The following is a 14,543-nucleotide window of genomic DNA, read 5'->3' on the forward strand; positions in this document are numbered from 1 at the left end:
TATCTGAAAGCGACAAACACGCATGCACCCGCTCCACCTCCGTTCCGCCGGCACCAGCCTGGTCATCAGCACGCACCGCGGAGAGGCCGAGATTACTCACTGGGGAGCCGACCTCGGCGACTCACTCCCCGACCTTTCCATCCTCAACGAGCCCGTTCCGCCGTCCGCGGCTGACGCGAATGTACCGGCCGGGCTGCTCCCCCAGGCTTCCTCCTCGTGGCAGGGCCGCCCGGGCCTCAGGGGACACCGCGTCATAGACGGCGTTCCCGGCTTTGATTTTTCGGTGCGCCTCCGCGTGGTGAGTGCGACGACGGACGGCAGTACCGCCGTCGTTCTTCAGTCAGATCCCGACGCCGGGATCACCGTCACCAGCAACCTCACCCTCCATCCGGGCGGGCTGCTGGAACTGCGGCACGAACTACGGAATGACGGAACGTCGCCGTTCCAGGTGGACGAATTGGCAACCGTTCTCCCGGTGGCGCCGGACGCCGTCGAACTTTTGGACCTGACCGGACGCTGGTGCCGGGAGCGCCACCCGCAGCGCCGCCCCCTCCAGCAGGGAACGTGGGTCAGAACGGGACGGCACGGGCGCACCGGGCATGATTCGTCCCTGCTATTCGCCGCCGGGACGGCAGGTTTCGGCAACCGGCACGGCAAGGTTTGGGCCACGCATCTCGCGTGGAGCGGCAACCATGAACAATTTGCGGACAGCGCGGCCGACGGGCGCACCATGATCGGCGGCTCCGAGTTGCTGGGCGCCGCCGAAGTGGTGCTGCAACCCGGCGAAAGCTACGCATCTCCCGCCCTGTACGCCGCCTACTCGGACCGCGGCCTCGACGGCATCACGGAAGCCTTCTACAGCTGGTTCCGGGCCAGGCCGCACCACGTATCGGGCCCGCGTCCGGTGGTCTTGAACACGTGGGAAGCGGTCTACTTTGACCACAACCTGGACACCTTGCTGGAACTGGCGGAGTCAGCTGCTGATTTGGGAGTGGAACGCTTTGTGCTGGACGACGGCTGGTTCCGTGGCCGCCGTGATGACCATGCCGGGCTGGGCGATTGGTACGTGGATGAAACGGTGTGGCCCAATGGGCTTACACCGCTCATCCAGGCGGTGACGTCCCGCGGCATGGACTTCGGGCTGTGGGTGGAACCGGAGATGGTCAACCTTGATTCGGACGTCGCACGCGCCCATCCCGAGTGGATTGTTGGCCCCTCGGTTGCGTCCTACAAGGAGGGCGGCCGGCTCCCGCTCGAGTGGCGGCACCAGCACGTCATGGACCTCGTCAACCCGGAGGCCTGGCAGTACGTCTACGATCGGATCGACGCCCTGCTGCGGGAAAACGACATCAGCTACCTCAAATGGGACCAAAACCGTGACCTGCTGGAACACGGACATGCCGGCCGCGCTTCGGTCCATGAGCAGACCCTCGCCGCATACCGCCTCTTCGACGCCTTGCGTGCTGCGCACCCGGAGGTGGAGATTGAGAGCTGCTCCTCCGGTGGCGCCCGCGTGGACTTGGGGATCCTGGAGCGGACAGACCGGATCTGGGCATCAGATTGCAACGACGCCCTGGAGCGCCAAACCATCCAGCGCTGGACAGGCATGGTGGTCCCCCCGGAGCTGGTCGGCAGCCACATCGGTCCCACGACGTCGCACACCACCGCCCGGACACACGATCTTTCCTTCCGCGCGATCACCGCACTCTTCGGCCATTTCGGCATGGAGTGGGATGTCCGCGCGGTCAGGGGAGCCGAGCGCGAGGAACTCAAGCGGTTCATCGCGTTGTACAAGGCGCACCGGGACCTCATCCACAGTGGACGAATGGTGCGCGCCGACTCCCACGATGAGTCCCTCATGGTGCATGGCGTGGTCGCGTCGGAGTACGACGGCGGTATCCCGGCCGGTGCCACTGCGGCGCTGTTTGCGGTGGTCAAGACGCGGACGTCGTTCGCCGAACAGGTGGGCCGCGTTTCACTCCCAGAGCTCGATTCGGACCGTGGCTACCGTGTGGAGCTGCTGTTCCCCACGCCGGAAGACCCCGATTACAGCCACACGGTCATCGAAGCCCAGCCGGTGCAATGGCTGGCCTCCGGCGCGGAAGCTTCCGGGCGGTTTCTCGGGGAGGTCGGGCTGCCGATGCCCGTTTTGCACCCTGAACACGCGGTCCTCCTCCGCATCACCGCCCTGTGATCCTCTATCACATCCCAACGCGTTGGGCCCGACGCTCTATCACATCCCGACGCGTTGGACGCGACGCCCTATCACATCCCAACGCGCTGGGCCCGACGCCCTATCACATCCCAACGCGCTGGGCCCGACGCCCTATCACATCCCAACCGTCAGAGCGTGTCGGCCAGATAGTCGACGGCCAGCTTGTACCCGAGTACACCGGCACCAACAATGATCGCATTGCACACGCCGGACAGGTATGAGTGGTGGCGGAATTCCTCCCGCTGGTGGACGTTGGTGATGTGCACCTCGACGGCGGGGAGCTGGACAGCTGCCAAGGCGTCGCGAAGCGCCACGGACGTGTGAGTGAACGCCCCCGCATTAATCACGATGCCAACCGCCGTTCCGCGGGCGGCGTGGATTGCGTCCAAGAGATCGCCTTCATGGTTCGACTGGACGCAATCCACCGTGAACCCGTGCGATTCGGCGGCGGACAAGGCCAGTCGTTCAACGTCCGCCAATGTGGAGGTCCCGTACTTCTCGGGCTCACGCGTACCCAAAAGGTTCAAGTTGGGGCCGTTGACAACAAGAATGGTGCCGCGTCCGGGTTCAGAGGCGGGAGTGGCTTCAGTCATGACTCTCAATCTATAGGGGTGAAAGAGCGTCTGGGAATCAGGGCCATTAGGTGAACGAGCGTTGGCAAAAAACGCTCATTATGTGAGAGAGCATCGCGAATGTGGGGGCACATCACGCGGACGGGGGCAGGTCAGGCAGCGGTTATTACTTGCGCGTGCACTGGCCTGACTCCACCGGGGCGCTCAATCCGGGAGCCTGCGCCGCTACCGGCTGGACGTCCTGCATGGTCAGCGCGAAACCGAGGGCAGCATTGGTTGTTGTTTTGGCAAAGATGAGGCCAGCCACCTGCCCCTGCGTCGTGAGCAAAGGCCCGCCCGAGTTGCCCGGCTGGACGTCGCCCGCCAGCTTATAGACCAGCTCAGGTGACGGGTTGCTGCCGTAAATGTCCGGAACCAGGATCGTCGAGATCCCTTCCACAGTGGCGGGTTTGGACTGGAACGGCCCGCCGTGCGGGTAACCGGCGAACGCTGCGGGACTGCCGTCAGGCAGGTCCCCGCTCAACGGCAGCGGCGAAGCGGCGAGTCCGTCCACAGCCAACACGGCAATGTCCCGCCGGGGGTCGAAGTAGACCACCCGTCCCGGCAGCGCACCGCCGTCGGGCACTTCCACCACCGGTTGCGACACGCCGGCAACGACGTGCGCGTTGGTGACCACGCGCTCCGGTGACACCACGAAGCCGGAACCCGTCTGGTTCTGGCCGCATTGGAAGGCTGTGCCGGCGATCTTCAGCACGGATTGTGCAGCCTGGTTGAGGGCAGGGGTATCGGTGGACTCGTTGGGGATTTTGGCCGGTGTGGTGGAGCCGAAGCCCTCGATCAGTTTGGGAATGCCATCGCCGATCACCGTGGACCGCAGTTGCGCCATGGTGGCTTTGACGGGCGTTGGCGTCAGTGAATCGATGTACCGGATCACCCTGGATTGCGCCAGCTGCTGTGAGACGAAGGGCACACCGAGGGAACTGATGCTGAAGGCCAACATGGACATGACCAGCGCGGCGACCACGAGGCTTACCGCACCGCCCACCAGGCGGTCCACAGCGTGCAGCGGCTTAAGCCGCACCACGTGACGGACCCGTCGCCCGATCATGGTTCCGAGTCCATGGCCCAAAGCAATAAGTACGACGGCGGCAGCCACTGTGGCGGTAAGCCTCCACGCGCTGTCACTCACCCAGCCGCTGACCAGCGGGACCGCGATGAAGGCCGCGATTGCACCAACGATGAATCCCGCGATCCCGCCGAGGGTCACCAGGAAGCCATTGCGAAGGCCATAGATCAGGTAGGACAAGAGCATGAAAATCAATGCAAAGTCCAAAATGGTCAAGCCAAACACCAAGTGCTCCTCATAGCCGGGTAGCGCCAATTCTAGAGGGGGACCCTGACAGTAAACCGTTAGCCCGGTCACGGAGCGGGCTCGGTCCGGGTTCAGTTGTGGCCTGAAACAGGGCGATCGGGCAACGGAATCCGCGTGATTTCAGCGTTTCACGTGCCAAGTACGTCACAGAACGCTAAAAATTCTGAAACAATGGCTGAAGCGCCACGACCGAAACTTTATTCTCAGGAGACTTCATGGACATCGAGGTATTGCGCCGCGCACCCCTCTTCGCCACCCTTGACGACGATGCATTCCGCTTGCTGACAGACGAACTCACCGAGGTGGATCTTTCCCGCGGGGCGTCGGTGTTCCGCGAAGGAGACCAGGGTGACCAGCTCTACTTCATTGTGTCCGGCAAGGTAAAGCTCGGCCGCACTTCCCCCGACGGCCGTGAGTCGCTGCTGGCGATCCTCGGCCCCGGTGAACTCTTCGGCGAGATGGCCCTGTTCGATCCGAGCCCCCGCACCGCTACGGCAACCGCTGTCTCGGAGACCCGCCTCGCCGGCCTGAAGAACGAGAGCCTCAACGCACTGCTCCGCACCCGCCCTGAGGTGTCGGCCCAGCTGCTGCAGGCCTTGGCGCGCCGCCTGCGCCGCACCAACGATTCCCTGTCCGACCTCGTCTTCTCCGACGTCCCCGGCCGCGTAGCGAAGGCCCTCCTGGACCTCGCCGACCGCTTCGGCCGCCCTGCGACCGACGGCGTGCTGGTCGCCCACGAACTGACGCAGGAAGAACTGGCCCAGCTGGTCGGCGCATCCCGCGAAACTGTCAACAAGGCCCTGGCCGAATTCGTCCAGCGCGGTTGGCTGCGGTTGGAAGCGCGCGCCGTCGTTATTCTCGACATGCAGCGCCTGCGTCAGCGCTCCCGCTAAACCCCCTTCGCAAAGAGGCCGCTCCGGTGATCACCGGGGCGGCCTTTTTCGTGAGAGAGGAACGCCCGAAAATGGGCGGGACGTGACAGAGGGACGCCGGAAAACGGGCGGGAAGTGATAGAGGAACGCCTCAAAACCGGCGGGAAGTGACAGAGGGACGCCGGAAAACGGGCGGGAAGTGATAGAGGGTCAGCGTTCGCGCTGGGGTTCGCCCGGGACGGTCCTTGCGGCTTCAACCTCGAGCATGAGCTGCCCGCCCTCGTCCACGAGCCGGGGCTGGTAGACATGCGCCTTCCGCTTGTAGCTCAGGTAAGCGATGCAGCCGTTGGCGTGGGCCATTTTCTCGAGCATGATCTCAGACCCGGGAACCAGCAGCTCGCCGAGCTTGTGGCCGACGGTGTTTTCCTGTGCCACTTCATCACCCAAGGCGGAGGTGTCCCTGAGGGCAATAGCCTCGGCAGCATTGACCCATCGGCCCCATACGCCCTTGCTGCCCAGGATGCTCGGCTGCTGGTTGACGGGAACAGTGGCCGCGAAATAGCGCGTGTTGAAGCGTGAGTGCGCGAAGTCGGGGCTGAGCCAATTGACCAGGGGTTTGAGGAGGTCGGTGCGCACGGACAGTCCGCGCTTCGCCAGGACTTCTGTGAAGGATTTCTCCTGGGCGGCAACGGCCTCGCGGGCCTTCATCCATTCCACGGTGGAGTTCGACTCCACCGTGGAGGCAGCGTCAGGGCCTGCCAACAGAACGCCGGTCTCTTCGAAGAGCTCCCTGATGGCGCCCACCACGTGACGGCGGGCGAGTCCGACGTCGTCCGTCCCCATCTGCTCGGCCCAGTGCTGGGGCGACGGGCCCAACCAACCGACGGGTTCGTCGTCGGAGGGTTCAAGCGAACCGCCGGGGAACGCGAGAACGCCCAACGGCGAGGAGCCGGGCCTGTAACCAAGCCACGTCTCCAAGCCGGTGGGCGAATCACGCAGCAGGACAACGGATGATGCGTAGCGGGCGGTCCTGGGGGTCCGCTCGCCAAGGTGAAGCCAGTTCTCTGCCGCTCCTTCGAGTTCAGGAGGCAGGACAAACAGGCGACGGGCAAGCTGAGGCACTTGGGTGAACCGGTTCCTTAGCTGAATTCAGCGATGAGCTCGACCTCGACAGGCGAGTCAAGCGGCAATACGGCAACGCCGACGGCGGAACGGGCGTGGATGCCGGCGTCGCCGAATACCTGGCCCAGGAGTTCGGAAGCGCCGTTGATGACACCGGGCTGGCCGGTGAACGTGGGATCGGATGAGACGAAGCCAACAACTTTGACGATCCGGGTAACGCGGTCGAGGTCGCCGATGACGCTCTTCACTGCTGCGAGGGCGTTGATCGCGCATACGGCGGCGTAACGCTTGGCGTCCTCGGGATCGACGGTGGGCTCATCGGACGTGCCGAGTTCGCCTGTGGAGACCTTGCCCGTAGCTTCGAGTTTGCCGTTAATAAAGGGCAGCTGGCCGGAGGTGTAGACGTAGCTGCCGGACACGACGGCCGGAACGTAGGCAGCAACCGGAGCGGCGACCTCGGGAAGGGTCAGTCCGAGCTCCGCGAGGCGCTGTTCGACGGCGGACGTCGGAGCGCCCGATTCCGCGGCAGAGGTGGTTTCTGCGGGGGTAGTCATTGTTACTGCTTCTCCCTTTTAAGGTATGCGACAAGTCCTTTGCCATCGGGGCCACCGACGACCTGTACAAGCTCCCAGCCGTCCTCGCCCCACTGGTCCAGGATCTGCTTCGTGGCATGGATTATGAGCGGAATCGTGGCGTACTCCCATTTGGTCATGACAGAAAGCCTAGCCCTTGCCGGTAAAGTGGAAAACATGGTGACTCGCAAGAACCCCATATTCGACACTGCCACCACCCTCGGAAAGATTCTAGGTTTCCTTGGCGTGAGTGCAATTTGTGGCGTCTTGGTGGCGGGCCTCTTGGTCCCGGCCGCCGCCGTCTCCGGCAGTGCCGCCAGTGGTTCCATCCAGTTCTTTGACACGCTTCCGGCGGAGCTCCAAGTGGACCCGCCGAGCCAGAACACCACGATTCTGGCCAAGGACGGATCGCCCATTGCGTCGATCTACGCGGAGAACCGGACGAAGGTCCCCCTCGACCAGATGAGCCCCTTCATCAAGGACGCTGTCATCGCGATCGAGGACAGCCGTTTTTATGAGCACGGCGGCATCGACACCACGGGCATCATGCGCGCGCTGGTGAGCACGGCCCGCGGTAACAAGCAGGGTGCGTCCACCATCACCCAGCAGTACGTCAACAACGTCATCAACGAGTCACTGGTGGCTTCCGGCAAGGAAGAAGACGTCAAGCTCAACGGCCTTAACAAGGGCGTTGGGGACAAGCTGCGTGAAATGAAGCTCGCGATCGCCTTGGAGAAGAAGTTCTCCAAGGAGCAGATCCTTGAGGGATACCTCAACATTGTCTTCTTCAACCGTGACGCTTACGGCATCGAAGCCGCTTCCAAGTTCTTCTTCAGCACCAGCGCGAAGGACCTGACGCTGCCGCAGGCAGCCCTGCTTGCAGGCCTGGTCAACAGCCCCTCGGCCTTTGATCCGATCAGCAACCCGGACAACTCCAAGAAGCGCCGCGACCTGGTGCTGGCCGCCATGGTCAACCAGGGCAAGATCACCCAGGCAGAGTACGACGAGGCTGTGGCCACTCCTGTCACCACCAAGGTCACCCCGGCCCGCCAGGGTTGCGCCTACGCCACCATGGCTCCGTACTTCTGTGACTACGTGCTCCACCTTCTCTTGAACAACCCCGCCTACGGCGAAACTTCCGACGATCGCGAGAAGCGCATCATGCGCGGCGGCCTCACCATCCAGACCACCCTCGACCCCACGGCCCAGGCTGTGGCACAGCAGCAGGTGGATGGTACGGCCGGCGCCAACCCGGACAAGTGGGGCGCGTCGATCGTCTCCGTACAGCCGGGCACCGGCCAGATCGTGAGCATGGCCCAGAACACCGTGTGGCTCCCGCAAGAGGGCAAGTTCGATCAAACCCAGAACTTCAACGTGGACGTCATGGACGCCAAGGGCAACGACCTGAACGGCATCGGTGGCTTCCAGCCCGGCTCGACGATGAAGCCGTTTACGTTCGCCGAATGGTTGAACGAAGGCAAGTCCATGAACCAGACGGTCAATGCAGCGCAGCGCCGGTATCCACAAAACTTCCCGTGGAAGAACACCTGTGAAACGCCGACCGTTGGCTGGTATGACGCCACCAACGGCACGTTCGATCTCCAGAACTCCGATGAGGGCTACTACCGCAACATGACCGTCCTTTACGGCCTCATGAACTCCATCAACACCGCCACGTTCGCTTCAGCGGCACAGGTGGACCTCTGTGGGATTCAGAAGATTGTTGACGCTGTGGGAATCCATGGCGGTCTGCCCGCCCGGGACAAGGAAACCGGCAAGATCACGGATCCGAACCCCAAGGTCACCATGACCACGCTGTCCAACCTGATCGGTGCGACGCAGACGGCACCGCTGACGATGGCAAGTGCCTTTGCGACATTCGCCGCTGACGGCAAGTACTGCGAACCAATCGCCATCACCTCCGTGAAGGACCAGACCGGAGCAGATCTTCCGGCGCAGTCGTCCAACTGCAAGGACGCTGTGAAGCCGGAAGTTGCACGCGGCGTGGCTTACGCGATGCAGGAAGTACTGAATGCCGGCTCCGGTTCCTTGATCCGCCCGGCGCTCAGCACGAAGAACAATTTCCCCGTCGCCGCAAAGACCGGTACCAACGACTCCAACGGCTCCACGTGGGTTGTGGGTTACACCACGGGGCTGGCCACGGCCTCTTGGTTCGGCGATCCCTTGGGTGACCAGCTCCGCCCGGGCCGTAACATCACCGTCAACGGCAAGTTCTACCAGTCCATTGACGGTTACATGATCGCCGGCCCGCAGTTCACCAACTTTATGCTGGCGGTGGCACCGGCGTATGGAACCAACCCGTTCCCGGCACCGCCATCGAACCTCATGGGTGGCGGAGCACCGCAGCGCAACACCACACCGGCGCCCAACACCCAGAACAGCAAGGCCCCGTCGAACGGCGGCAACAGCGGCAATAGTGGCAACAACGGGAACAACGGTGGAAACGGCAATAACAACGGCCCCGGCAAGGACTAACTAGTGACTTTCCGTGATTCCCTGGCAAACCGCGTCCGCGTTATTGGGCGCGGTTTCGCCGTAACCACAGCAATCGGAGCAACAGCCGGCGCAGCAGCTGCCGCCTACGGCTGGTGGGAAAAGGACCAGTTCGAGCTCAGGCGGGAGACGCTGCCCATTCTGCCCGAGGACTTTGGACCACTCCGCGTCCTGCACCTGAGCGACATCCACTTCGTCCCGGGACAAGACAAAAAGGCGCAGTGGCTGCGGTCTTTGGCAGACCTCAAACCGGACCTCGTGGTCAATACCGGTGACAACCTGAGCCACCAGAAGGCAATAGATCCCTTGGTGGAGGCGCTCCGTCCCCTGATGGAATTCCCGGGCGTCTTTGTGCCGGGTTCCAACGACTATTACGCGCCCCGCATGAAGAATCCGGCCGGCTACTTCCGTGGACCGTCAAAGCCCAAGCAAGACCCCATCAAGCTCGACTGGCCCAAGCTCCGCACGGCCTTCGGCATGGGCGGGTGGATCGAACTGACCAACCGGGCCCAATCGGTGGTCATCGACGGCCTGCGCTTCGACTTCTCCGGCGTCGATGATCCGCATCTGAAGCGTGACCGCTTTGCCGGTTGGCCCCGAGGCACGGTCAATCAGGATGCCCGCCCGCACCTGAAGGTTGGGGTAATCCACGCTCCGTACCAACGCGTCCTGGACCGCTTCACCGAAGCGGAGGCAGACCTCATCCTCGCCGGGCACACCCACGGCGGTCAGATCTGCATCCCCGGATACGGTGCGCTCGTGTCCAATTGCGACATCCCCACGTGGCGCGCCCGCGGCCTCCACGATTGGGAAAGCGATGGATTCACGACGCCGGTGAACGTCTCCGGCGGCATCGGAACCTCCCGCTTCGCCCCGGTCCGCATCGCGTGCCGCCCGGAAGCGGTCCTGTTGACCCTTACGGCCCGCAACTGAACCAGCTGCGGCATTACAAAGCCCAATAACTGGGACCATCATTCCAACGGCGTCGCGCCATCCTGTGAAACGAATCACGGCATGGCATAGGGTTGTTGCTACGGGAAACTACCTCCGCACCACCTGAAGATCCAGCTGTTGAGAAGCGGGCATGTCCAAGCAAACGTCGTTCTTTACCTCCGTCGGCCGGCTATACCCCCATGTGCGGCCTATCCTCCCCCGGCTTTTCATGGGCCTGTTGTGTGCCTTGCTTGCCAGTGTCGTCGCACTGGCCATCCCCCAGGTGCTCCGGGTACTGGTCAATAACTCCCTTGAACCCGACGGCAACCCGGGCGCCGTCTGGACTGCCGCCGTCGTGATTCTTGCGCTTGGCGTGGGCGAAGCGGGACTGGTGGCGCTGCGCCGTCAGTTCGTGATCAACCCTGCGACCACGGTCGAGACGAAGATGAGGGTGTCCCTGTACGGGCACTTGCAGCAGCTCACGGTTGCCTTCCATGATCGCTGGGGTTCGGGGCAACTGCTCTCGCGGGCCATGACGGACCTCAGCTTCCTCCGCCGCTGGATGGCATTCGGCGCCATCATGCTGGTGGTCACGACGCTCACGGTGATCATTGGCGTGGGCGTCATGTTCTCCATGAGCTGGCAGTTGGCGTTGATCTTCCTGGCCGCTGCCGTCCCGATCATGGTCAACTCGTTCCGTTTCCGCCGCCGCTTCAGCCTGGTCACGCGGCTCAGCCAGGACCAGGCCGGCGACCTTGCCACCACAGTGGAAGAGTCGGTCCATGGCATCCGCGTCCTCAAGGCGTTCGGCCGCAGCCGGGAAGCGCTGGAGAACTTCAATGGACAGGCCGAGGAACTTCGCCAGACGGAGATCGCCAAAGCCAAGCAACAGGCCGGCTTCACGCTGGTAGTCACCCTCCTGCCCGAACTTGCCCTGGGTGTTGGACTGGTAGTCGGCATCATGCTGGCTGCTTCAGGCCAGCTGAGCATTGGAGCGCTCGTGGCCTTCTTCGCCACCGCGGCGGTCGTGGCGACTCCCGTGGAATTCTCGGGCATGCTTCTGGCGATGGCGCTGACCGCCAAAACCGCGCTTGACCGCCACTTCGAGGTCATGGACACGGTCAACACCATCACGTCCCCGGACCAGCCCGCCACCCCTTCCGTGGTCAGGGGCGCCTTGCGCTTTGAGCACGCAGGCTTCGGGTTCGACGACGGCGGGACGCTCCTGCGCGACGTCACCCTGGACATCCGCCCCGGCGAAACCATGGCCCTCGTGGGCATCACGGGAAGCGGAAAGAGCGCCATGCTGCAGCTGGTTCCGCGCCTCTACGACGTGACCGAAGGAGCTGTGACCATCGACGGCGTGGACGTGCGCGATTTCGACCTCCAAGAACTCCGGAGGATTGTGGCAGTGGCGTTCGAGGACACCACGCTCTTCTCCAGTTCCGTCCGGGACAACGTCCTGCTGGGCGCGCCCGACCCCTCGGATGCAGCCCTCGACGAAGCACTTGACGTCGCCCAGGCACAGTTCGCCTATTCATTGCCGGACGGCGTGGACACCTTGATCGGAGAGGAAGGGCTGAGCCTCTCCGGTGGCCAGCGGCAAAGGATCGCCCTGGCCCGTGCCATCGCAGCCAAGCCGAAGGTCCTGGTGTTGGATGACCCCCTGTCCGCCTTGGACGTCAACACCGAGGAACGCGTGGAAGCGCGGCTTCGCGATGTCCTCCACGACACCACGACGCTCATCGTTGCGCACAGGCCGTCCACGGTAGCGTTGGCGGACCGCGTGGCCTTGCTCGAAAACGGAACAATCACCGCCGTCGGAACCCATACCGAACTCCTGGCCAACAACGCCCACTACCGCTACGTCATCGCGAGCCTGGACACCGGGCCCAAGGACCTGGACAGCGAACTGCACGATCTCGAGGACGCAGAGGAGGCCCGCCGGTGAGTGCCACGACTTTTGGAACGGCCAACGAGGACAACACCCTTCTCTCCAAAGCTGACAGCAAAACCGTACGACGGCGGTCCCTCGCTTTGCTTGCCTCCCTGATACGTCCGGTCCGGCTGCGTTTTTGGTTGACGATCGTGATGGTGGTGGTTTCGCAGCTCACCCGCGTTGCGGGGCCGGCACTCATCGCTTTTGGCATCGACCACGCACTCCCCGCGTTGCAGTCCGGCGACAACGGTCCGCTGGTTCTGGTGGGCGTTCTGTATATCGCCGCGGCTGTGGCAACTGCCGGAATGACGGCGTTGTACGTCACCTCCACGGCACGCTTGAGCCAGGCGATGCTGTTGGATCTCCGGGTCCGGGTGTTCCGCCACACTCAGCGGCTGAGCCTCGAATTCCACGAGAAATACACTTCCGGGCGCATCATCGCCAGGCAGACCTCGGACCTGGAGGCTCTCCGCGAGCTCCTGGACTCGGGCGTCAGCTCACTGGCATCCGGCCTGCTGTTCATGATCTTCACCGCGGTCACCATCTTCGCTTTGGACTGGCGAAGCGGACTGATCGTCCTGGCTGCAGGGGTGCCCATGTTCTTCCTGGCCCGCTGGTACCAAATTCGTTCCCAGATCGCCTTCCGGGAATCCCGCGTCGTGTCGGCACGGCTGATCGTCCACTTCGTGGAGACCATGACCGGCATCCGTGCGGTCAAGGCTTTCCGCAAGGAGCGGGAGAACGCCGAACAGTACGGCGAGGTGGCCGAGGACTACCGCAAGGTCACGGTCCGGTCGATCTTCCTGAACGGTGTCCTGCAGCCCGGCCTGGTGCTGATCGGTAACGTCTGCGTGGCTGTAGTTCTGTTGTTCGGAGGCTTCCGGGTTCTCAGCGGGGATCTGGCGGTGGGTGTCCTGCTGGCCCTCATCCTGTCCACTAAGCGCTTCTTCCAACCCGTGGACCAGATGGCCATGTTCTACAACTCCTTCCAAAGTGCGCAGGCTGCCCTGGAAAAGGTGTCCGGGTTGCTCGAGGAAGTTCCCACCGTTCGTCCGCCCAAGAACCCGGTGGCGTTGAAGCAGCCGCGCGGCGAGATCGACTTCAACGGCGTGGAGTTCGGCTACAACGACGGCAGCATTGTGGTTCCACGGCTTGACCTGCACATTCCTGCCGGACAGACCGTGGCGCTGGTGGGGCAGACGGGCGCCGGCAAGTCAACGCTGGCCAAGCTCATAGCGCGTTTCTATGACGTCTCTTCCGGGTCCATCACGCTGGACGGCGTCGATCTGCGCGATCTGTCCACCACCGATCTTCGGCGGGCAGTGGTCATGGTCACCCAGGAAGCTTTCCTCTTCAGTGGCTCGGTGGCGGACAACATTGCCCTGGGACGCCCGGAAGCGTCCCGCGCCGAGATTGAAGCAGCGGCACGGGCAGTGGGAGCCCACGAGTTCATCATGGGCCTGCCTGACGGCTACGACACCGATGTGAACAAGCGGGGCGGACGCGTATCCTCCGGGCAGCGCCAGCTCATAGGCTTCGCCCGGGCCTTCCTCGCGGCGCCGGCAGTCCTGATCCTGGATGAGGCAACCTCCTCCCTGGATATCCCTTCCGAGCGGATGGTCCAGCAGGGATTGGCCAACCTGCTGGAAGGAGTATCCGGGGGCAGCGCGGGACGGACTGCGATCATCATTGCCCACCGTCTTTCCACCGTGGAGACTGCGGACCGTGTGCTGGTGGTCCACGACGGACGGATCGTTGAGGACGGGACACCCGCGGAATTGATCTCCGGCGGCGGCAGGTTCGCCCGCCTGCACGGGGCTTGGCGGGATTCCCTGGTCTAGCGTCAAGGGGTGGGGCTCACGGTGTTGTTGTGACGAGCAACACCGCTCCCCCGATTTCGCATCCCGCACCGAGTCAGCTATTCTTTAACAGTTGCTTTCGCAGCGGATCGGGATGTAGCGCAGCTTGGTAGCGCGCTTCGTTCGGGACGAAGAGGTCGCAGGTTCAAATCCTGTCATCCCGACCAAACACGAAAATGGCGTCGAGAAGTCGGCGCCTTTTTTGTTTTAAGTTGAGCCCGGGGCCTTGTCTCAAGGCACGAGACTCACGGTTGCGCCGCCGGGCTGTCCACGCATAAAACGCAAAAAGAAACCCCGGAGCTGCTCGTGATGCTCCGGGGTTCCAGTCGAATGATTGATTACATCGGATCCGGCCAGTTGCCGATGGACGAGGTGGTGTACGTCGTCTCCGTTGTCTTGGTGGGTGCCGCTACGCTTGCGCGCATCGGATCAGGCCAGTTGCCAATGGCACTGAGCGAAGTGTCGGATTCAACGGTCGAAGCCGCGGAGACGACTGCGGGAGCCGCAACCGTGAACGCAAGCGCGCCTGCCAGTGCCACCGAGGCGGCGAGTTTCTTGAACATATTGTTCCCC

General features: G+C 63.3%; 12 protein-coding genes and 1 tRNA gene. 7 read left to right on the forward strand and 6 right to left on the reverse strand.

Going from position 1 to position 14,543, the window contains the following annotated elements:
- Positions 1 to 22: 22 nt before the first annotated feature.
- The gene (locus RI444_RS17735; protein ID WP_207605577.1) at positions 23 to 2,194 is read left to right on the forward strand and encodes an alpha-galactosidase; all 2,172 of its coding nucleotides are present in this window, start codon (positions 23 to 25) and stop codon (positions 2,192 to 2,194) included.
- Between the two features lie 149 nt (positions 2,195 to 2,343).
- Here RI444_RS17735 and aroQ read toward each other — a convergent pair whose 3' ends face one another.
- Both aroQ and RI444_RS17745 read right to left on the reverse strand, forming a co-directional pair.
- Positions 2,344 to 2,808 (reverse strand): type II 3-dehydroquinate dehydratase, encoded by a 465-nt coding sequence (gene aroQ / locus RI444_RS17740; RefSeq protein WP_021473788.1) that lies wholly within the window; start codon positions 2,806 to 2,808, stop codon positions 2,344 to 2,346.
- A 145-nt stretch (positions 2,809 to 2,953) separates the two neighbouring features.
- A complete protein-coding gene (locus tag RI444_RS17745; RefSeq protein ID WP_062097903.1) occupies positions 2,954 to 4,138 on the reverse strand; it encodes a MarP family serine protease in 1,185 nt (394 codons plus the stop codon).
- 236 nt (positions 4,139 to 4,374) lie between these two features.
- On the opposite strand from RI444_RS17745, the gene RI444_RS17750 reads away from it, so the two are divergent.
- Positions 4,375 to 5,052, forward strand: a complete 678-nt coding sequence (locus RI444_RS17750) for a Crp/Fnr family transcriptional regulator (protein WP_011775987.1) — start codon at positions 4,375 to 4,377, stop codon at positions 5,050 to 5,052.
- Positions 5,053 to 5,241: 189 nt separating this feature from the next.
- On the opposite strand, the gene RI444_RS17755 is transcribed toward RI444_RS17750, so the two are convergent.
- Genes RI444_RS17755 through RI444_RS17765 form a run of 3 tightly spaced genes read right to left on the reverse strand, consistent with a single transcriptional unit; the run spans position 5,242 to position 6,865 of the window.
- Positions 5,242 to 6,153: an NUDIX hydrolase gene (locus RI444_RS17755; protein ID WP_069695933.1), complete on the reverse strand. Its 912-nt coding sequence runs from the start codon at positions 6,151 to 6,153 to the stop codon at positions 5,242 to 5,244.
- Positions 6,154 to 6,170: 17 nt separating this feature from the next.
- Positions 6,171 to 6,707, reverse strand: coding sequence for a RidA family protein (locus tag RI444_RS17760; RefSeq protein WP_021473785.1), 537 nt, complete (start codon positions 6,705 to 6,707; stop codon positions 6,171 to 6,173).
- Positions 6,708 to 6,709: 2 nt separating this feature from the next.
- Positions 6,710 to 6,865: a DUF4177 domain-containing protein gene (locus RI444_RS17765; RefSeq protein ID WP_011775990.1), complete on the reverse strand. Its 156-nt coding sequence runs from the start codon at positions 6,863 to 6,865 to the stop codon at positions 6,710 to 6,712.
- A gap of 37 nt (positions 6,866 to 6,902) precedes the next feature.
- Here RI444_RS17765 and RI444_RS17770 point away from each other — a divergent pair, with 37 nt between their 5' ends.
- The 5 genes from RI444_RS17770 to RI444_RS17790 all read left to right on the forward strand — a co-directional run bounded on the left by RI444_RS17770 (position 6,903) and on the right by RI444_RS17790 (position 14,137).
- The gene (locus RI444_RS17770) at positions 6,903 to 9,221 is read left to right on the forward strand and encodes a transglycosylase domain-containing protein (RefSeq protein ID WP_207605576.1); all 2,319 of its coding nucleotides are present in this window, start codon (positions 6,903 to 6,905) and stop codon (positions 9,219 to 9,221) included.
- A 3-nt stretch (positions 9,222 to 9,224) separates the two neighbouring features.
- On the forward strand, positions 9,225 to 10,172 hold the full coding sequence (locus RI444_RS17775) for a metallophosphoesterase (RefSeq protein WP_207605575.1): 948 nt from the start codon (positions 9,225 to 9,227) through the stop codon (positions 10,170 to 10,172).
- A 151-nt stretch (positions 10,173 to 10,323) separates the two neighbouring features.
- Positions 10,324 to 12,123, forward strand: coding sequence for an ABC transporter ATP-binding protein (locus tag RI444_RS17780; RefSeq protein WP_021473782.1), 1,800 nt, complete (start codon positions 10,324 to 10,326; stop codon positions 12,121 to 12,123).
- Positions 12,120 to 13,952 carry an ABC transporter ATP-binding protein gene (locus tag RI444_RS17785; protein WP_062097910.1) on the forward strand — a complete coding sequence of 611 codons (1,833 nt, stop codon included), beginning with the start codon at positions 12,120 to 12,122 and terminating at the stop codon, positions 13,950 to 13,952. The genes RI444_RS17780 and RI444_RS17785 overlap by 4 nt, the downstream gene beginning before the upstream one ends.
- A gap of 108 nt (positions 13,953 to 14,060) precedes the next feature.
- Positions 14,061 to 14,137 (forward strand) — tRNA-Pro (locus RI444_RS17790).
- Between the two features lie 171 nt (positions 14,138 to 14,308).
- Here the strand turns inward: RI444_RS17790 and RI444_RS17795 are convergent.
- On the reverse strand, positions 14,309 to 14,533 hold the full coding sequence (locus RI444_RS17795) for a hypothetical protein (protein ID WP_021473780.1): 225 nt from the start codon (positions 14,531 to 14,533) through the stop codon (positions 14,309 to 14,311).
- Positions 14,534 to 14,543 lie beyond the last annotated feature (10 nt).

Source organism: Paenarthrobacter sp. AT5, from assembly GCF_032764245.1.
GTDB classification, from domain to species: Bacteria; Actinomycetota; Actinomycetes; order Actinomycetales; family Micrococcaceae; genus Arthrobacter; species Arthrobacter ureafaciens.

Bases quoted from the DNA above. Each gene is read 5' to 3' on its own strand.
- RI444_RS17765 (WP_011775990.1), bottom strand. From the start codon at position 6,865: ATGACCAAATGGGAGTACGCCACGATTCCGCTCATAATCCATGCCACG.
- RI444_RS17750 (WP_011775987.1), top strand. From the start codon at position 4,375: ATGGACATCGAGGTATTGCGCCGCGCACCCCTCTTCGCCACCCTTGAC.
- RI444_RS17735 (WP_207605577.1), top strand. From the start codon at position 23: ATGCACCCGCTCCACCTCCGTTCCGCCGGCACCAGCCTGGTCATCAGC.
- RI444_RS17795 (WP_021473780.1), bottom strand. From the start codon at position 14,533: ATGTTCAAGAAACTCGCCGCCTCGGTGGCACTGGCAGGCGCGCTTGCG.
- RI444_RS17780 (WP_021473782.1), top strand. From the start codon at position 10,324: ATGTCCAAGCAAACGTCGTTCTTTACCTCCGTCGGCCGGCTATACCCC.
- RI444_RS17770 (WP_207605576.1), top strand. From the start codon at position 6,903: ATGGTGACTCGCAAGAACCCCATATTCGACACTGCCACCACCCTCGGA.
- RI444_RS17760 (WP_021473785.1), bottom strand. From the start codon at position 6,707: ATGACTACCCCCGCAGAAACCACCTCTGCCGCGGAATCGGGCGCTCCG.
- aroQ (WP_021473788.1), bottom strand. From the start codon at position 2,808: ATGACTGAAGCCACTCCCGCCTCTGAACCCGGACGCGGCACCATTCTT.